Below are 18,612 nucleotides of genomic sequence, written 5' to 3'. Positions count from 1 at the left end.
CTGCAGCGTCCGACGATTTGGCAGGTTCGGCGGGCATCGCACCAGCCGCCACAAAGTCGCAGGCCCAAGGTTGTCACCAGTCCTTTTGCCGGATCCGCTCGTCGGACACGATCCCGTAGACGTAGCGCCCAGAACGTTCGGGGCATCGTGGAATCTCCGACGGCCCCGCGATCGGCCATGCCTCCAGCGCTGACCTGATCTCGTGCCACTGCACGTTGCGCCGGCTCTCGACGATCACCAGGGTGTAGTGGTTAGTCCGGTAGGTGAAGGGCTTGCCGGTCTTCGTGTAGAAGACCTCGCCTTGGTGCTCCTCGATCCGAGGCCTCGCCGTCTCCATGTTGGGACCGACCGGCACCGGCTCGGGCGGAGGTGGCGGCGCCACTGGATGCCCTGCCCACCGGAGCCGTTCCTCCGGCGTTGGCTCCCGGCTACTTCGATGCCAGGATGCGCTCCCCGGCACGGTGGTCGAGGTGACTGCCAGCTCTGTTCCGTCCGGCAGCACCCCACGGCCAGGCTCTCGGTAGGGCTCCGCGATCTTGATGTCACGCCGCTCATAGCCGAGCCTGGTGGCAACTGACTCCAGGGTGCCCATTTGAGTGTTCCCGACGTACGACAACTGGTCCTCGCTCGCATCGTCCGAGAACTCCACGACGCCGACCAGGTAGACCCCGTTCTCGTTCGGGTCGCCGAAGAGCTGCCGCAACAGGTCCGGTCCAATGTCGCCCGTCATCTATCCGTCCACCCCTGCATCGTCGCTGTCAGATTCTCCGTCGATTAATGCGATCACAGTCTCCCTTGCGGCTGAGTCGCGTGCTGTGCCATCCGGGACCCGATCACAGCCACCCTGCTGAGCACCTCGGTGGCTTCCTTGAGTGTGGTTGAGGGAGGCAGCACGAAGCGCGCGCCGAACTCGACTTCACCGCTGAGCTTGGCCTGCTTCTCGCCGTAGCCAGCGCCGAGGAACGCTGGAGCGCCGAGCGCCTTGAGTCGAGCCACGCCATCCTTCTCCCACTGCAAGGTCTTGCGCGGTGGATGGGGTCTCCACGGAATCCAGTCTTCTTGGGCGAGGTACTTCTGCCAGAGCAGCGCCAGGTGATCCCAGTCGTAGGCCTTGGAGGAGGTGACTTGTTGCTGTACGAGGAAGAAGCGGAAGTCGACCCCGCGAAGCCCGTTGCTGTCGACGAGCTTGCCAACGTCCTGAGTCGGCAAGCTCTCGGTGGCTTCCCAGCGGACGGTGTAGCCGCTGCCCGGAATCGGGGCGTCCACGATCGCGACGTACAGGCCACCGGAGCCGATCTCCTGGATGGACTTCGATGAGCCGCCGGGCAAGGCGACGTTGTCGTACAGGTAGGCAGCACGAAGCCGGAGGGCGAGGTACAGGTCGATATCGTCGATCTGATTCCAGATTGTGTGGCCATCCACCTCCGGCACCTGGGACTCGATGTGGCTTGTCCAGGCTGTGGCGGTCGTCGCGGCCCACGGTACCGGGGACGAGGCGAAGGGAGCGATGAGTTCCTCCCAGGTGAGGTTCTGCCAGTCCTGGGCATGGGTGGTGTCGAGACGGATGCGCTGAAGCGAGACCGCCACGAACCGGCAGTCGTCTCGGTCCTCCTCGGCGACGTATCTGTAGTACCGCTCCAACTGTTCAATTCCGAGGCCGGCAAGCAGCTTCACTTCGACGACAGCGACAACCTGACCGTTCGCCTCCACCACCAGGTCGGGGCGATCCGATGCCTTCCGGCCCCGCGACTTCGAGACCTCCCGACGGATCCGGAGCGGGCCATCAGCGTTGATGCCGAGGACGGAGCGGGTGATCGCCTGGTCGGCATTCATGAGGGTGGCGAGCAGATCGCTCCACGCGTTCTCGCTGTTGATCGAGAGCAGGAAGCGAAGGTCTGGAAGACTGCTCACTCGCTGCCCTCTCCCAGCTCCGCGTCGATGTTGAGCACGCGGATCCCGGACTGCGACTGCGCGAGGAGCACCGCAGCGTTCTCGGCAAGGCGACGGGCGGACTTGAGCCGCAGGTCCAGTTCGACATCGTCACCCCAGCGGACTGACGTTGCGATGGCGAATGCGATTGAACCACCGGACTCCAAGTGGCCGACGATCTCCTTGTGGATGCGGCGGCTGGTGCGCTGTCTAGAGCGATCCGTCTTGGCGTTGCGGTAGTTGCTGGCTCGCCTGGCCAGCTCCACGGACTCCCCGATGTAGAGTACGCGGATGCCGTCGTCGTGCACACCGAAATCGTATCGGTAGAGCCCTGGCGCTCGCGGGAGTGCGGGAAACCTCGGCAGGCCGACTTCGTCCAGCGTGATCGGGCCGGCGCTCAGCCACGAGAACGCAACGCGGACGTCGAGCGCCTCCAGTTCCTTGAGCTGGGACTCTTCGAAAGGCTCACGATGAGTCGCGCCGGTCAGCTGCGGGATTGAGCCGCTCTCGGTGGCCAAGGATCCGACACCGATCAAGAACCCGAGGTTCTGCAGCCACCGCCGAGAGGCTTGCGACTGAAACCGGCTGCGCTTGGCACCTGTCGCAAGGGAGATGACCTGCTTGACCGGCCAATGCACACCATCTACTTCGACCCAGTACTCACGGATCTCCTCGGGCACGTGACCAGCGAGACGCCTACGAACAAGCGTGGGCGTCAGCTCGAAGGATTCGCCATCGAGGGTGAACTGCATGGAACGGAGGTTAGCCTCAATCGTGCATGAGTACTCATCAGTTCGCTGACGGGGACGCTGTGCGTGTGGGGTGCGGCTCTTCCGGGGGTGAGGTCGCTCCTCCCGGACGACCAGCCTCATCCCCCTGGGCCAGGTGCCCAGGTCGGGCATGTCGGTGATTTCCGCGGCCCAGGCGCCGGGCCGTTCGGTGCCGCCGGCGTATTAGGGCCGGCGTCCACGCCTTCTTAGGGATCTTCAGTACGGCTTGGCGGATGGCGTCGGTGATGGTCATTCCGACGGACTACGACAGCCGCTGCCCATCAAGCGTGGATGCTGCCGCCGGAGTCGGTGCGGATCAGTGTCTGCCGCCCCAGCCGCAGAGTCTTGGAGAGTTGTGCCAGGGCGAGTCGGGCGGTTTCGATGTGGTCCGCGGCGGTGTTGGAGCCTGCGTTGCCGGGCCGCAGCAGGGCGGCCACCGGCTCCCCGGACCCGGCCTGGCCGTGGTCGGCGAACGCGACGAGGGGGCGGTGGCCGAAGCTCTTCTTCTTCCGGGGCGCGGTGGTGTCCTGTTTCTCGGAGTGCGCGAGGGTTAGCACTCCGCCGATGTCCACGATCACCTGGCCGTCGGTGGCCGGACTGTTCGCACGGGCCAGCGCGGGCCGAGCCGGATGTTCGGCCCGGAGGCCTCCGATCCCACAGTCTCCCGTGTCATCGGCAGACTCGCCGCATCCGGCCCGAAAGCCCACGCGGCGATCCGGGACGCACGCTCCCGAGCACGGGGCGGGTCTGGGAAAGCATGCCGATGTCGGCCAGACAGCCCCCGCCGAGTGCGATGGCCAAGGCCACATCCAGCAGGATCTTCCCCGGATCGTGCACGGGCCCGCGGCTTGCGCCACGGCGTGAGTGCCACCGATATCGCGGTGTTCAAAACGGACTTGCGGACCATCTCGGCCAGCAGCAGCGACCCGGCCTGTGAGTGGAGTGTTTCGCCATTGTTGAGGGCGAGCTCGGTGATGGGCAAAAAAGTAGAGAAGCCTTATTCTTGCTGTTCAGAAGCACGTCTCGCCTACGAGACCACCCGTCGGACAGCTCGCTTCATGAAAGCGCGAGGTTAGCGGTCAAACTGTGGGTCGGCGCATAACTGACCAGGAACGGAGACGCCGTGACGGACCTCCACACAGACGGCCAGCCCATCGAAGCCCTGCCGACGGAGTACAGCGGCACCACCTTCCGTTCCCGGCTCGAAGCCGACTGGGCCCGCACCCTCGACACCCAACGCATCCTCTGGCAGTACGAGCCCGAGCGAGTCATCCTGCCGTCAGGGGCGCATTATCTGCCGGACTTCTGGCTGCCCGAGATCGGGACATGGCTTGAGGTCAAGGGACCAGCCACGCCCCGTAAGGAAAAGGCCGTCGAGCTGGGCAAGACGCGCGCCTGCCGCTGCGACGGCCCCTGCGCCTGTGCGTGGCCCGGTGGCGAGATGGTCCTCCTTGGCTGGGTCGCGGAACGCACCCACGGCGACATCAACGTGGCACGCAGCCGGTCGGGCTATGCCAGTTGGGCCGCCGCTCACGGGCCCAGCGCGTACTTCGTGTTGTGCCCATGGTGCGGGCTCAGACAGTGGATCACCCTGCGGCGCCCGTGGAAGTGCCGCGCCTGTTGCCGCAGTCTGGAAAGCGAGGAGCTGTTCCAGCCCCACGACCGTGTGCTGCCTTTCGGGAGCGGCTCGGTATGGTCGCCTGCGGACACGGCGGCCATCCGCAGGGAGATCGCCGAACAGATTGCTGAGGCAGAGGCCGCCGATTCGGGCCACTCTCGCTCAGAGGCCCCGTACGAAGAGTGAGGGCGCGGGCGCCCACTCGCGGGTGAAGGTCCACTCTCGCCCGGCACCGACTGGGCGCCGTGCTGCCGCCACGAGGCGGCGACACTTCGACGGCTCCCCAGGGGCGGTCGGTCGGGGGTACTGAACCCGGCAGACCTGGAACAGATTCGCGCGCCCGGCGTTCTCAAATCATGGCGGCTCGAACACTACGGGCCGCTTCCGCCCCTCTCGCTGGCCTGCGTCGAACACATGGGTAGGGTCGCGGTACCCGAGCTGGAGAGGTAGCCGCATGGACCCCGAGATCGTGATCGCGCAGACGACGAGTGACGACGAGGAGCAGGCGAAGACCCTCGCCAGAGGCGCTGTTGAGAGCAAACTGGCGGCGGGCGTCCACATCGATGCGCCCATCACCGCCTTCTACTGGTGGCAGGGGAAGGTCGAGGCGGCTCAGGAGTGGCGGATCTCCTACATGACGTCGTCGGATCGCCTCCCCGCGCTAGAGGCATGGCTGCACGAGAGGCACCCGTACGACGTCCCCCAGTGGGTCACGCTGCCTGTGACCGGAGGGTCGGAGGCGTACCTGTCCTGGGTCGTCGACGAGACGCGCCCAGGGTAAAGGCCCCCACGACAGCGCCTCGCTCCGAGCCTGTGCGCTTCGACGCTTCACAGCGTCGCGAACGTCAGCAGGTGGCTGGCCAGGTCATGCTCAGTGTCGGGGAGCCCGGCAGCGATGGCCTGAGCCCGCTGCCGGCCCATGGTGTTGGGCTTCGACTCCGCCGCTGCGGCGAACTGGTGCGCTACGTAGGCTCCGCGATCTACGTCACCGCCGCGCAGAAGGGCGGACGCCAGGTCACCCAGGACGACCACACCGGACTCGGGTAGTTCACCGCCGAGGCGCTCGACTGCGGAGTCGGCCGTGGCGGTCAGCTCCTGACGCTTGAGTTCGCCGTAGACCGAGAGGGTTAACGAGTCCATGCGGTATGGCGTCACGAAGCGGACCCACGCCTGCTCGCTCGTATGGTCGGCGAAGTCATAAGCGAATTTGGCCTGGTCGAGAGCACGAAGGGCGCCAGCGTCATTGCCTGACTGAGCGGCTTCCTCCGCGTACCGGCCCAGAGCCCACGCTGCGGCGGTTGCGTTGCCACGTCCGCGTACGTCCTGAGCTGCCTGCGAAAGCATCTCCAGCGCCTTCGCTGGGCTGGGGGCACCGTAGCTCGCGTAGCCCAGAGCGAGAGCGCGCAGCGGGGGGTGTCCAGCCCTTTTCGCGCACTCCGAGGTCACTCCGTAATAGGAAGTGGCCTTGTCGTGCTCGCCGAGGTCCCAGGCGACCCACCCAGCAAGAGCGGCAGTCTCCCCGGCCGCGATGGTCAGGGCTCGCTCGTGGGCTCCGGCGCGGGGAAGGGCTGCGGTGATCGCGTCCAAGTGCGCCTCGACGCGGGACTGCAGGCTGAGCGCGCTCTCGTTCAGCTCGTCCACGTGCAACCGGGCCGCATGATCAATAAGCACCCCCGCGGACTCAGGGTCGATCTTGGAACCCTTGCTGAGTGCGTAGGCCAGCCGGCCCCACGGCTCGGCAGCCGCAGCCGCACCGATGACTGCGCCTCCCAGCAGCGTTCGGCGTTTCACGTCGTCCAGGTCCTCCGCCTCGGCCTTGTTCTTCTCTCGCCGCCTGGCGCGGGCGGCTTTCGCCTCGCGCAGCAGCGGCTCCAGCGGGACGCCACAGGCCAAAGCGATGTTCCCCAGGGTGTGATCCGTCGGAACGTTCGCACCGTTCTCGTACCGGTTCACCTCTCGGCGGGTCACCGTTGCCCGGCCGGAAGCGGCGTTGATCGCACCGGCCTGCTCGTCCTGCGTCCGATTCGCGTTACGCCGCAGGTGACGGAGCAGCTCGGCAAATGGATCCACTGCCATGAGTCTGACCCCTATCCGTGGGAGAAAGTCAATACTCCCCTCAACTCCCCCCTGATTTTCCCCCCTTGACAAAGATTTCCCCCCTCCGGTTTCCCCTGTCCCGGATCGCGCAGCCACGGTGCGATGTGCTCATGACCACGCACCGGACAGCAATGCCGCCCCGACCTCGGGGCGACGACGGTGGCGCCCACGTCGTCGGCGCCGCGACCGCTCGGTGTCCGCTGGCCTCTCACGTCTTCGAGATGGCCATGGAGCCGGTAGATGTGCACGTCGCTCAAGCGCGACGAACGACGGCCACCGTGCTGAAGCACTGGTCGTTGCCGGAGACGCCGGCAGAGGACGCCCGGCTCGTCGTCTCGGAGTTGGTGTCCAACGCGATCATCCACGGTTCCGGGGACGTCCGACTGCGACTGCGACACGACGAGCACGAGCTTCGAATCCGAGTCACCGACGACAGCACGGCACCGGCGAGGCGACGACGTGCAAGTGCCGCCGGCCTCGGCGGTCGAGGGCTGCACCTCGTCGCCTGCCTGTCGCTTCGGTGGGGCATCGCGGACGGCGGCCGGACGACGTACGCGGTCATCCCCACTCTCACGGAGGCACCCCCATGTCGCCGCACAACGCAATCAAGCACGGAGCCGACGTGTTGAGCCTCGTCGCCTTTGATCGGGGGCGAGAGAAGCACACGGGCGGTGGGGCGCCGACCGCTGGCCGTGACCACCCCAGCTGGCCTCGCACCTCTGCCCAGGTGAAGCGCCAGTCCCGAGCTGGCCAACTCCGAGGCTTCCGTCAGCACTTCTACCGTCAGGCCGTCAACGCGCAGGCCGATCAGCCGCTGCGCGTGCTGGCGTACAGCCTGGTACCGAGTCCGAGGGCCCGACCTGACGAGGACTGGGGGACGCTACAGGCTGAGGCCGACCAGCTCGGTTACGCGATCGCCGCCCGGCTCCACGATGTGGCGGTCCCGGTGACCACGACGTACTTCCCGGCATCCAGTGCGAGCCAGGGCGTCTACACGCCGCCTTGGGATCGACCTGGTTGGCGGGAAGCCGAGCGGCAGCTCCGAGAGGGCTTGGCCGACGGAGTGCTCGTCCTCGACCGGCACAACATCAGCTCCGATGACGACGAGTACCACGCCGTGATCAAACACCTGGGCGAGCACTGCCGGGCGTTTCTCCACCTCGTGATCTCCGAGGAGCCCGTAGCGCCGACTTGAAGGCGTCCACCGCGCTGGATGGACAGGAAGGGCTGGGGCTGGCGGCAGATCAGCGCCCAGATCGCCCTGATCGTCACCGTGAGTGTCGTGCTCGTCTTCACCTTCAAATACACCTGACCGAGGGCTGACCATGACTTTCGAGGGACACATCGATCGTGCGCCGCGCCTCCTTCCGCACCGCGAGCAGGGCGAAGCGCTCCTCGCCATCAGGGAGGTCGTCCCTTCGGCACCCAGCGAAGAGGGGATCGACCTCTTCGCCGTGCCCGCTGGTGAGGTTCAGGGGCGCGGCTTCGACCTCTCGCGCTTTCACCGGCTCTCGCGCCTGCCGGCCGTGCCGGACGGATCGACCTCGCCTTCGGCTGACGGCCCGCCGGACGCGGCCTGACTCTCCTCCAGCGAGCACGACGGCGACCACCACTGCCCCGGATGCCGCCGCCGGTTGCCACACCGTCCCATCCATCCTCGAGTAAAGGTCGCAGATGAACCGTCCCGTTCTCGCTCTGGCCACCACCATCGCCCTCGCGTCCGCAGTGCACATCGCCCAGCGTCGCCAGCAGCACCGCCAGTCCCTGGAGTTGGCAGTGCACCAGGCCCACGGCCGCATGCTCGAAGTCGCGACCACACACCCGGACTTGGACCCGATCTGGGTGCGTAACCATCCCGATCACGTCAAGGACGACGAATCGGGTCCGCTCCTGATGTGCCAGTGGTGGCTTGAGTTCTGGCGCACCGGCCTCAATCTCAGGGTGTTCACCCCCGCCGTCCTGCGGCAGAACGCGCGGAACTTTATGCAGGATCCGACGGCCCTCAAGGCGTGGGCCCTGACCCGCCACGGGCGTGCTCTGCAGTCCCGAGGGCGATGGGACCGCTTGCACGTGGCGTTGCTCGACGCGGCGTTCGAGGAGGCCGGCGGTCCGGCCCAGTACCCCGAGTTGGAACTTGCCCCGGCTTCGGCCCTCTGAGGCACGACGACACCCTGACGAGAGGACGATCATGACCGTTCCCGCTTGCGGATCGCCACCCGCTCCGGCCGCGCCGAGCGACCACGGGTCGCGCGCTCTTCTCCTCGACCTCGACGGGGTCCTCCTCGACACGCGTCCCGTGATGAGGAGGGCGTGGCAGAGGGTCCAGGAGATCCACGGCGTCGCGCTCCCCTTCCGTGACTACGAGCGCCACCTGGGCCGAGAGTTCGGCGACATCATGCAGCGACTGGGTGTGACCGATGCCGAGGCGGTCCGCCAGACGTACGAGGCGGAGTCCGTGGCCACCGCGCACCTCGCGGAGGAGTTCGCCGGCATCGTCGAGACGCTCCACGCCTTCGTGGCCGCCGACTGGCGGCTGGGCGTCGTGACGTCCAAGCACGTCGACCGGGCGGCCCCGCTCCTCGCACGCCTCGGGTGTCCCTTCGCGACCATCCGCACGCCCGCCGGCGCGGGCCGGACGAAGCCGGCCCCGGACCCGCTCCTCCTGGCGCTGGTCGACCTGGGAGTCGACCCCGCCTCCGCCGTCTACGTGGGTGACATGGCGGTCGACCAGGAGTCGGCCGCACGCGCCGGCGTCCCTTATGTGCACGCTGGGTGGGGCTACGGGCAGCCGACGGCTCCCGCCCCGGAGACGGTCTCGTCCCCCAGGGAACTTCTGAGCCTCCTCCCCGCCAAGCAGCTCGTCGAGGGGAGCACGGTGTGAGCCCCCGCACCGCTGGTGGCCTCGGCCTGGTCCGCTCCTCCAACGCCGGGAAGCCGACGTGGACTCTCGTTGGAACCGGCGCCCTTACGCACGCGCGAACCGACCACATCCACACGACGGACCTTGATGCGACGGTCGTCGACAAGCAGTTACTGCGCTCCGGCGTCGAAGACGTCATGGAGGCCGTCGACCGCTACAGCGCCAAGTGGGCCGCCACCCCGGGCGGAGCCGACTGGCTCCACGTTCAGCACGTCCCCGTGCGACGCTTCGTCGCCGAGATCGTGCGCAAGCTCCTGGCCCTGAACTCCTGGGCACCGTTCGCCTCCGCCCCAGGGCCCCTGATCCTGGCCCCCTACGAAGGTCTCGTGGGACTGCGTTCGAGCAGCTCGCGTGAGTACCTGGCCTACACCGTGACATGGTCCGGCGTCGCGTACGTGCTCGGTGCTGCGGCACCGCACAACCCGCCCCGCTCCACCCAGCTCCGGAACCGAGCCCGGACGAGTACGGCGAACACGGAGCCGAGTCCGCTCCCCTCGGATCTCGGACGGCAGGACGTTCTGGCGCTGTCGTGGACCTCCCGCCATGCCGCCACGCTGACCCCCGTTCTCGGCGAGCTGGCGCGAGGCGGGCAGAGGAGCCTCCTGCTCGATATCGCCACTGATGCCGCCGAGCGATGCAGCGCGGGACCGGCAATGGGTTTCGAGCTGCGCTCGGCTCCGAGCGACCTCTTCACCGTCTCCGGCACCGCCGAGGGCCTCCACCGCCCCGACGACGAGCACGTCGTCCAAGTGGAAGGCCACGGCGTCCAACTTGCCCGGCTTGTAAGGCTCTTGTCCGTGCTCTTGGAGACCAGCGGGGGCTGCACCCAGCCGTCGTGGCGGACGGTGGTGCGGGCGGAGAGCTGGCTCGACGACATCCTGTCGACCACCCGGCCGCACACCGTCCTGCTGAGCAACGACACCAGCCCACTGGGCGTGCTGGCCGCGCACGCCGCCGAGCGGCACGGAGCGAACTCGGTGCACGTCCAGCACGGGGCGTGGACGGCGGAATCGGTCGCCTGGCCGGCCCTGCACAGCCGCGACATCATCGTCATGGGCGAGCGGGACCTCGCCCTGGGCCGTGGGTGGGCGCGCCACCCCGAGGCCGAGGTGCACGTCCTCGGGCAGCCCCGCTTCGACGTCCTCGCCAGCCTGAGCCGCCAGGCACAACGGCGGTACTTGGAGAAGCTGCTCGCTCCGGGGGGCCGACGCGCGCCGACCCGGATCGCGGTGTGGGCCTGCCAGCCCTTCAACCCCGATCACCTCAAGTCCCACGCGGACCTCCTCCTGGACGGGCTCGCCGAGGCGGACGGCGACTGGGGGCTCGTCATCGCTCCACACCCGGCGCAGGGAGCCGACGCCTTCACCGCTCTGGTGAAGCGGGACGCCGGGCCGCCCATCGCGGTGGCCGATCCCCGAGTCGGAGCCCGAGGCTGCCTCGCTGGCGCGGACGTCCTGGCGAGCGCGTACTCGACGTGCGGGATCGAAGCCGCGCTGCTCGGCATCCCGGTCCTCGAAATCGGCCCGCCCGGCGAACGCACCCTGGGCCTGACCGGTCACGGACTGGCGACCCGGTGCGAGGCCGCCGGTGAGGTCGCCGAAGCACTCTCCGGCTTGCGCGCGGGCCCTGCGCCGATCCCGCGGGCGGCCTTGGACGCGGTCTGCCGGTGGCGCGGCGACAGCGCCACTCGGATCGCCCGGCTCATCACCGACCGCGCCACCTCCGGCCCGAGGGCCGACGACTCCACCCACCACCACCCGGGCGCCGCTGCGTCGCCCAAGGACGAAGGAGCATCCGTCCGATGACATCCCTCACGGCCGACAGCATCGCCGAGCTGTTCTCCGGCGCCGTCACGCTGGCCAAGTCCGGCGAGAAGATCAGCCCCCGGGGCATGGCCACCCACGAAGTCCGCGATGTGCACCTGCTGCTCACCCAGCCGCGTGCCCGCCTGCTCTACGCCCCGCCCGTCCGCATCGTGAATCCGGCCTTCGCCGTGGCCGAGACGGTCTGGCACCTGTCCGGCTCCGACGCCCCGTGGATCTTCGACTACAACAACCGGCTGCGGCAGTTCGCCGACGAAGGCGTCCTCCTGGGGGCGTACGGCCCCAGGATGCGGAACTGGGCCGGCAAGGTCGACCAGCTCGCCCGCGTCGTCGAGATCCTCCAAGCCGACCCCGACTCCCGGCGAGCCCTGATCCAGCTCTACGACCCGGCCCAGGACGCCGCAGGGCACAAGGACGTGCCGTGCACCCTTGGGTTCCGGTTCCACCTGCGCGCCGGCCGCCTGCACATGGCGACCATGATGCGCGGCCAGGACGTATGGATCGGCATGCCGTACGACGTGTTCTTCTACACCGTGTTGCACGAGCTGGTCGCCGGATGGCTCGATGCGGAACTCGGCGAGTTTCACCTGCACATCGGCTCGCTGCACATCTACGACGAGCACATCGAGCAGGCCGACATGCTCACCTCGCTCCCGGCGAGCGAGATCATGCCCGACCTGCGAACACCCTGGAACGGCTTCGGCGGCCTGCTCGACCAGGTCGAGGCCCGTGACGTGACCGGCCACCCCGGCTGGGACGCGATGGCCGAGACGCTGCGCAGCTACCGGCTGTGGAAGGACGGCAAGCGCGAGCAGGCGTGGCGGGCGGCCGACACGATCGACGGGCCCCTCGGCCAAGCCCTCACCGCCTGGTACGGAGAGCTGGAGCGGCGCTCGACCAATCGCGCCGCGACGGCCGGGGCAAGGTGACCGCCGCCATGAAGCGCACCCCCTCCGTGATCCTCGGCCTGTGCTCGTACACCCACGATTCGTCGGCCGCCCTTCTCGTGGACGGTGAACTCGTCGGCTTCGTCGAGGAGGAACGCCTCTCTGAGCAGAAGCACACCAAGCTCTACCCGGCCCGCGCCTTGGGATGGCTCCTCGACCAGGCCAAGCTGAGCGCCACCGATGTGGACGCCGTCGCCTACAACTTCCAGCCCACTCGCTACCTCGCCGAGTCGCCCGCCGCCCTGCGCATGGCGCTCTCGCCAATGACACGCGACCGGAGCCTGGCCCGCGCCCACGGGTTCGCCAAGGTCGCCCTGCGCACCCGGCGGCGGCTACGCGTCCTCGGCAGCCAGTTCCCCTCGGCCCGCGTCACACCGGTCCTGCACCACCGCGCCCACCAACTCACGGCCTACGCCGCCTCCGGCTGGGACGAAGCGGCCGTACTCGTCGTCGACAGCCTCGGCGAGCGGCAGACCACCACGATCGCCCACGGCCATGGCGTTCAGCACCCCCGCGTCCAGACCCTGGAAGCGATCAACGACCCGGCCTCCCTCGGTTACGTGTACGGCGCCGTCACCGAGCACCTGGGCTGGCGCCGGGGCGACGAAGAAGGCACCGTCATGGCGCTGGCCGCCCTCGGTGACCCCGCCCGCTTCCGCCACCTGTTCAGCACGGCCGTCCGCACGACGGCCACGGGCTTCCGCATCCACCCCGGCTACTTCCCGGCGCGCACCCTCACCTCGGGATACCCGAGGACATCCCGGCGGTTCGTCGCCGAGACCTGCCCTGAGCGGCACCCGAGCGAACCGCTCACCGACGTCCACCGAGACCTGGCGGCTGCCCTCCAGGAGCGGACCGAGCAGGTGATGGTCCACCTGGCCCGCCGCGCCAGAGTGCTCACCGGCTCCCGGCGCCTGTGTGTGGGCGGCGGCGTCGCCACGAACTGCGTGAGCATCGGGAAGATCATCGAAGCCGGCATCTTCGACGAGATGTTCGTCCCGCCGGCACCGGGGGACGCCGGAACTGCGATCGGGGCCGCCCTCGCCGTGCACGTCGACGCGCGCACGCGTCGCCCTGTCGCCGGCATCGCCCGCCACTGTTACCTCGGCCCCTCCTACGAGGACCAGCCCCTCGACCTGACCCCCTGGCCCGGCCTCCGCCAGAAGACCCTCGGCATCGAGACCGCCGAGTTCCTCGCCGACCAGCTCGCCCACGGCATGATCGCCGGACTCTTCCAGGGAGGGGTTGAGGCCGGGCCGCGTGCCCTGGGCAACCGCTCGATCCTCGCCTCCCCGCTGGAGCCCGGCGTCGTCGAGCGGCTCAACGCCACCGTGAAGTTCCGCGAGCCGTTCCGGCCCTTCGCCCCCATGGTCCCGGCCGAGCGCGCCGCCGAGTTCTTCACCCTCGGTCAGCCGGCCCCGTACATGTCCATGGCCTCCGGGGTGACGGACCTGACGCGCGAGCGAGTGCCGGCCATCGTGCACGCCAACGGCACCTCCCGCCTGCAGACCGTCACCCGGTCGCAGAACCCGTTCATGCACGCGGTGCTGACCGCCTTCGGCCGCCGAACCGGCATCCCCGTGCTGATCAACACCTCCCTCAACGTCAAGGGCAAGCCGATCTGCGGGACACCCGAGATGGCCCTGGACTGCCTGGCCAACTCCGGCCTCGACGCCCTGCTCCTCGAAGGGCGGTGGATCACCAAATGAAGATCGGATACAGCTTCTGGGGCTTCCTCGGCAACGGCGTCACCGACACCCCCGACGGAGGCCGCAGCCACCGCCGCCCCTTCATCGACGCCCTCCTTGCCCGCGGTCACGAGATCGTCTTCCTCCAGCCCGACCGCGACCGCCTCGAAGCCGGTGACGACCTCGGCGGCGCGTACACCTTCGACGACGGCCTGCCCGGCATCGACGCCCTGTTCCTGGAGTGGCGCTGGGCGATACCCGGCCGCAACACCACCGTGTGCGGCAGCGAGGGGCACACCTGCGACCTCCACCGGCAGGCCCAGCTCATCAACCACTACACGGCCCGGCACCGGACGCCCACCGTCATCTGGGACAAGGACCGCACCCTGCGCACCGAGAGCGTGTGGCGCCGTACGGCCCACACCCGCGTCTGCGAGGCCGCGCTCGCCCCGACGCTCGGCGCGCACTCGTTGCTCTTCCCTGTCGCCGAGGACCTCCTCGCCCAGGCCGATCCCCTCACCCTGGCGGCGCGGCCCCGGGATCTCGCGCTCGGCTACGTGGGCAACCAGTACGACCGCGACGAGCCCTTCGACCGCTTCTTCGCCCCGGCAGCCGCCCGCGTCGAGCACATGGTCGCTGGGAAGTGGCCCAAGACCGGCCGCTGGCCGCACGTCCGCTTCGCGGGCCGGATCCCGTTCGAGGACGCCGCCGGCGTCTACGGCCGGTCCCTGGCCACGGTGCTCATGCTGCCCGAGCGGTACGCCGCCGTCGGGCAGATGACCCAGCGCATCTTCGAGGCCGTGCTCGCCGGCTGCCTGCCGCTGGCCCCGGCGGACATCCGCTTCGCCGACCGGTTCGTGCCGAAGGAGCTGGTCGTGCGCTCCGGCAGCGACGTGCTCGAACGCCTCTCCTACCTGCGCGAGATCGCTGGCACCGAGCAGCACGCCGCCCTGATCGCCGCGTGCGTGGACCGGCTGCGTCTATTCGGCCTGTGCAAGCAGGTCAACTCCCTGGAGTCCGTCCTGCACGGCCTCCTTCAGGCCACCGCGACCGAGCGGGGGGCTGCCTGATGCAGACCGCTCGATCGACCACGGCGCGCGGATCCTCTGGGCGCGTCCCGGAGGATGGGCTCGCCGGACACCCGAACCTCTCTACGCTGGAGCACCATGAAGAAGGTCGCCATCGTCGGCTGCGGAGGCAGCGGCAAATCCCACGTGGCCCGCGAACTGGGCAGGATCCTCGACGCCCCGGTGACGCACCTGGACGCCGCGTTCTACGACGACGAGTGGAACGCGTTGCCCATGGACAAGTTCACGGACGTCCAGCGCGAGCTGGTCGCGCAGCCGCGGTGGGTGATCGACGGCAACTACAACTCGACGCTGCAGGTACGGCTCGAAGCCTGCGACACGGTGGTCCTGATGGACGTGTCGACCGTGGCGGCGCTGTACGGGATCTTCTCCCGGCAGATCCGGCACGGGGCCGGGCACAAGGGCAACGGGGTGCACAACCGCATCCACTGGGGCGTGATCAAGTACGTCGCCACGTACCGGCGCAAGATGCGGCCCCGCGTGATGGCGAAGATCGAGGAGTTCGGCTCCGGCACCGACGTGGTGCTGCTGGCCAACCGGCGTCAGACGCGCCGCTGGCTGCGGAAGGTCGCCGCCGAGCAGTCCTGACCGGTCCGCGCCCCCGGTCAGGGGGTGCGGCATGAACGAGCCCAACCCGTTCCTGGACCCCGCCCGACAGTCGGAGCTGTACGGACACGCCTCTCGGCTGGCCGGGCGGACCAGCGCCCTGATGCGCGCCAAGACCGTCGGCCACCCGGTGCCCGAGACGATCGTCAGCCTGGTGCAGACCCATCACGCCCGGCCCGACCGGCTCGGCGTGGTGCTCGACATCGGCTGCGGTCGCGGCACGAGCAGCCTCGTCATCGCCGAGCAGCTCCGGCCCGAGCGCCTCGTGGGTCTGGACGCCGCCCCCTCCCTGCTCGCCCAGGCCCGCGAGCGCGCCAAGGACCTGGCCGACAGCACGGTGGACCTCGTCGAAGGCGACTTCCACGACCTCCCTCTGCCCGACGGGTCGAGCGACATCGTCGTCGCGGCGTTCTGCCTCTACCACTCGCCGCGCCCCCAGGACGTCGTCGGACAGATCGCCAGGGTCCTCGCCCCCGGTGGTGTGGCCGTGCTCGTCACCAAGGGCCTCGACAGCTACCGGGAGATGGACCAGCTGGTCGCCGCCGCTGGCCTCGATCCGCGTGCCGCCCAGCACGAGAGCCTCTACACCGCAGCCCACAGCGGCAACCTCGCCGACGTGGCCGCCTCCTCGCTCGACGTGATCGCCGTCCTGGACGAGGAGCACGTCTTCACCTTCGACGGCCACGACCACACGGCGCAGTACCTGGCCACCAACCCCAAGTACGACCTGGCGCCCGGCCTGTACGGCAACCCCGGTGCCCTGGCGGCGACCCTGCACGAGTTCCTTCCCGACCAGCCGCTGACCACCCGGTCCCGGATCACCTTCGTCGTCGCCCAGCCGAAGGAAGGAGGAGAGCTGGCATGAGCCCCGCCTCGTTCACCAAGCACTACGCGGAACCGGAGCGCGCGGCGGGGGCGGTGCGCCACTACCGGTGGCTCACCGCGCACGCCAAGCCGCTGCGGCAGCCGGCCCTCCACACTGCCGGACCGCGGTTCCTGACGTTCGAACGGATCGAGGGCCGCCCCGTACGTCCCGAGGACCTCCCGCGCGTGGCGGAACTGCTCGGCCACGCCCACGGTGCCGCCTGGGCCAGCGGCCTGCACTCCGCGTCGCTGGACACCCCGTACCACTTCGAGGACGGCACGCTGTTTGACGACTACCTCGGTCCCCGGAAGGTCGCTCTACGGCGACGCCACGAGCAGGGCTACCTGCCTAACAAGACGGCCCTGCACGCGATGCTCGGCCTGCTGCAGGCGACCGCCGAGGGCCCGTGCGCCTTCTACAAGGACAGCAACCCGCGGAACTTCATCATCACCGCGCAAGACATCGTCGCCGTCGACACCGACGACCTGTCCCTCGCCCCGCTGGGCTACGACCTCGCCAAGCTCGTCGCAACGCTCCACCTGACCTACGGGCCGCTCACGGACCAAGCCGTCACTACCGCCCTGCTCGCGTACAACGCGGCAGCCCGACGCTACGACGCCCGGCTGGGCACGACGGACCGGGGCCAGCTCGACAGCTTCCTGGGCCTGCACGCCGTGCTCACCGCCCCGTACGTCGGCCGCAACGGCTACCACTACAGCCTGCCCCTCCGTTTCACGCACCGAGGAGCCTCATGATCACCACCGAACTCGTCTTCGTCCGGCACGGCCAGGCCCAGTGCAACGCCGACGGCCTCGTCGGGGGCCCGCGCACCTGCACCGGCCTGACCAACCTCGGTTACGCCCAAGCCGAACAAGCCGCACGCCGCCTGGCCACCGAGCACCTGAAGAAGCCCTTCGACGTCATCTACACCGGCCCGCGGATCCGACTCGTCCAGACCGGCGAGATCATCGCCCAGACGCTCCAGATCCCCGTGCACCACGACGAGCGACTCGACGGACCGGTCCACGGCGACGCCGACGGCCGGCCCTGGGACGCGGTGAAGACGGCCGCCGACGGTGGCCCGCACGCCCACCCCGACACGCCCTGGGCCAAGGGCTCCGACACCTGGAACGGGTTCCTGGAGCGCGCCAGCAGGAACCTGAGCCAGCTCATCAAGGAGAACCACGGCAAGCGCGTCGTCTTCGCCGCCCACGGGGAGACGGTGATCACCGCACACACCCTGCTGCTGGGCATCCCAATCGGCTCGCCCGCCGGATTCACCCACAACCACGCCTCCATCACCCGCTGGCAGCACCACCGCAACCGCCTGGGCCAGACCCGCTGGATGCTCGACCGGCACAACGACACCGAGCACCTCAGCCTCCTCACGCCGGAGCCGACCCCGTGATCGCGACCTCGCGCGACCCCCGGATACAACTGGCGCACCTCCTCCTCGGCACAGTCGACATCGCAGCGGACCCCGCGCTCCCGCCCCGCGTCGTACGCCTGGTGGCCGGCGACGGGCGTCAGTTCATCGCGAAGCAGCACGCGGAGCGAGACCGGTACGCCGGAGAACTCCACGCCTACGGGGCGTGGGTCACCCATCTGACCGGCCATGCACCGGTGTTGGTCGGCCGGGATGATGCCACCCACACCCTGCTGCTCACCGCACTCGCAGGCGACCGCGCGGACACCTTCGCTCCGGGCTCGCCCGAGGAGGAGCTGGCCCACTACGAGGCCGGGCACGTGCTGGGCAAGCTGCACCGAGCCACGGCCATGCCCCAGGGCGGTGCCGTCGGCGCCTCGCTCGCCGAGCGGTTCCAGGGGTGGATCGACCGGGCCGTCCACGCCGACCTGCTCGACGCGGCCGAGGAGAACCTGCTGAAGCACCACGCGGTGATCCTGGGCACCAGCCACATGGACAGCGCGATCTGCCACCTCGACTATCAGCCGCGCGACTGGCTGCTCGGCGACACCTTCGGCATCTACGACTTCGAGCACATGCGACGCGACGCCCGGGTCCGCGACTTCGCCCGGCTCGAATTCCGACGCTGGCAGGCCGCTCCCCACCTCCGCACCGCCTTCTTCGACGGCTATGGACGCTCACCCAACGACCTCGAACGACGCCTCCTGGAGTCCTTCGGCGCCATCGAGGCGGCCACAGCCCTGGTCAAGGGCCACCAGGAGAACGACGCCGCCCTCAGCGCGCACGGCAGAACCGTCCTGTCCCGGCTCACCTGACCAGCCCCTTAGACGACACC

At 69.1% G+C, this 18,612-nt stretch carries 20 protein-coding genes and 1 pseudogene; 16 read left to right on the top strand and 5 right to left on the bottom strand.

Annotated features, from left to right (window positions below):
• Positions 1–73 precede the first annotated feature (73 nt).
• The 4 genes and pseudogenes from GCU69_RS28515 to GCU69_RS34985 all read right to left on the bottom strand — a co-directional run.
• A complete protein-coding gene (locus GCU69_RS28515) occupies positions 74–730 on the bottom strand; it encodes a hypothetical protein (protein ID WP_156207617.1) in 657 nt (218 codons plus the stop codon).
• A gap of 53 nt (positions 731–783) precedes the next feature.
• A complete protein-coding gene (locus tag GCU69_RS28510; RefSeq protein WP_156207616.1) occupies positions 784–1,911 on the bottom strand; it encodes a PD-(D/E)XK nuclease family protein in 1,128 nt (375 codons plus the stop codon).
• Complete coding sequence (locus tag GCU69_RS28505) at positions 1,908–2,681, bottom strand: GIY-YIG nuclease family protein (protein WP_156207615.1); 774 nt, start codon at positions 2,679–2,681, stop codon at positions 1,908–1,910. The genes GCU69_RS28510 and GCU69_RS28505 overlap by 4 nt, the downstream gene beginning before the upstream one ends.
• Before the next feature lie 84 nt (positions 2,682–2,765).
• Positions 2,766–3,681 (bottom strand): annotated as a pseudogene (locus tag GCU69_RS34985) (transposase); the annotation flags it as partial.
• Between the two features lie 141 nt (positions 3,682–3,822).
• Here GCU69_RS34985 and GCU69_RS28495 point away from each other — a divergent pair.
• The gene (locus GCU69_RS28495) at positions 3,823–4,503 is read left to right on the top strand and encodes a PDDEXK family nuclease (protein WP_156207613.1); all 681 of its coding nucleotides are present in this window, start codon (positions 3,823–3,825) and stop codon (positions 4,501–4,503) included.
• Between the two features lie 268 nt (positions 4,504–4,771).
• Entirely contained in the window at positions 4,772–5,098 is a 327-nt protein-coding gene (gene cutA / locus GCU69_RS28490; protein ID WP_004921029.1) for a divalent-cation tolerance protein CutA, read from the top strand.
• Between the two features lie 47 nt (positions 5,099–5,145).
• Here the strand turns inward: cutA and GCU69_RS28485 are convergent, their stop codons facing one another.
• Complete coding sequence (locus GCU69_RS28485) at positions 5,146–6,393, bottom strand: helix-turn-helix domain-containing protein (RefSeq protein WP_156207612.1); 1,248 nt, start codon at positions 6,391–6,393, stop codon at positions 5,146–5,148.
• 131 nt (positions 6,394–6,524) lie between these two features.
• On the opposite strand from GCU69_RS28485, the gene GCU69_RS28480 reads away from it, so the two are divergent.
• From GCU69_RS28480 to GCU69_RS28415, 14 genes are all read left to right on the top strand, one after another.
• Complete coding sequence (locus GCU69_RS28480) at positions 6,525–7,043, top strand: ATP-binding protein (RefSeq protein ID WP_328630023.1); 519 nt, start codon at positions 6,525–6,527, stop codon at positions 7,041–7,043.
• Positions 7,001–7,609, top strand: a complete 609-nt coding sequence (locus GCU69_RS28475; RefSeq protein WP_156207610.1) for a hypothetical protein — start codon at positions 7,001–7,003, stop codon at positions 7,607–7,609. The genes GCU69_RS28480 and GCU69_RS28475 overlap by 43 nt, the downstream gene beginning before the upstream one ends.
• Positions 7,610–7,739: 130 nt before the next feature.
• Positions 7,740–7,994 carry a hypothetical protein gene (locus GCU69_RS28470; protein WP_156207609.1) on the top strand — a complete coding sequence of 85 codons (255 nt, stop codon included), beginning with the start codon at positions 7,740–7,742 and terminating at the stop codon, positions 7,992–7,994.
• A gap of 94 nt (positions 7,995–8,088) precedes the next feature.
• Positions 8,089–8,571, top strand: a complete 483-nt coding sequence (locus GCU69_RS28465) for a DUF6082 family protein (protein WP_156207608.1) — start codon at positions 8,089–8,091, stop codon at positions 8,569–8,571.
• Positions 8,572–8,602: 31 nt separating this feature from the next.
• Entirely contained in the window at positions 8,603–9,295 is a 693-nt protein-coding gene (locus GCU69_RS28460) for an HAD family hydrolase (RefSeq protein ID WP_156207607.1), read from the top strand.
• Complete coding sequence (locus GCU69_RS28455) at positions 9,292–11,139, top strand: hypothetical protein (RefSeq protein ID WP_156207606.1); 1,848 nt, start codon at positions 9,292–9,294, stop codon at positions 11,137–11,139. Before GCU69_RS28460 ends, GCU69_RS28455 begins: the two co-directional genes overlap by 4 nt.
• Positions 11,136–12,086: a thymidylate synthase gene (locus GCU69_RS28450; protein ID WP_156207605.1), complete on the top strand. Its 951-nt coding sequence runs from the start codon at positions 11,136–11,138 to the stop codon at positions 12,084–12,086. The genes GCU69_RS28455 and GCU69_RS28450 overlap by 4 nt, the downstream gene beginning before the upstream one ends.
• 8 nt (positions 12,087–12,094) lie before the next feature.
• Positions 12,095–13,813, top strand: a complete 1,719-nt coding sequence (locus tag GCU69_RS28445; RefSeq protein WP_156207604.1) for a carbamoyltransferase family protein — start codon at positions 12,095–12,097, stop codon at positions 13,811–13,813.
• Positions 13,810–14,862 (top strand): glycosyltransferase family protein, encoded by a 1,053-nt coding sequence (locus tag GCU69_RS28440; protein ID WP_176604667.1) that lies wholly within the window; start codon positions 13,810–13,812, stop codon positions 14,860–14,862. The genes GCU69_RS28445 and GCU69_RS28440 overlap by 4 nt, the downstream gene beginning before the upstream one ends.
• A gap of 96 nt (positions 14,863–14,958) precedes the next feature.
• Positions 14,959–15,468: a P-loop NTPase family protein gene (locus GCU69_RS28435; protein WP_156207602.1), complete on the top strand. Its 510-nt coding sequence runs from the start codon at positions 14,959–14,961 to the stop codon at positions 15,466–15,468.
• 31 nt (positions 15,469–15,499) lie between these two features.
• Positions 15,500–16,351 carry a class I SAM-dependent methyltransferase gene (locus GCU69_RS28430; protein WP_156207601.1) on the top strand — a complete coding sequence of 284 codons (852 nt, stop codon included), beginning with the start codon at positions 15,500–15,502 and terminating at the stop codon, positions 16,349–16,351.
• Positions 16,348–17,106, top strand: a complete 759-nt coding sequence (locus GCU69_RS28425; protein ID WP_156207600.1) for a phosphotransferase — start codon at positions 16,348–16,350, stop codon at positions 17,104–17,106. Before GCU69_RS28430 ends, GCU69_RS28425 begins: the two co-directional genes overlap by 4 nt.
• Complete coding sequence (locus tag GCU69_RS28420) at positions 17,103–17,759, top strand: histidine phosphatase family protein (protein ID WP_156207599.1); 657 nt, start codon at positions 17,103–17,105, stop codon at positions 17,757–17,759. The genes GCU69_RS28425 and GCU69_RS28420 overlap by 4 nt, the downstream gene beginning before the upstream one ends.
• A complete protein-coding gene (locus GCU69_RS28415) occupies positions 17,756–18,592 on the top strand; it encodes an aminoglycoside phosphotransferase/kinase family protein (protein WP_156207598.1) in 837 nt (278 codons plus the stop codon). Before GCU69_RS28420 ends, GCU69_RS28415 begins: the two co-directional genes overlap by 4 nt.
• Positions 18,593–18,612: the final 20 nt, after the last annotated feature.

The sequence above is a fragment of the Streptomyces lycii genome, assembly GCF_009735685.1.
Taxonomy (GTDB): Bacteria; Actinomycetota; Actinomycetes; order Streptomycetales; family Streptomycetaceae; genus Streptomyces; species Streptomyces lycii.
The sequence above is the reverse complement of the archived record's forward strand: the minus strand, read 5'-3'. Positions and strand labels throughout refer to the sequence as shown.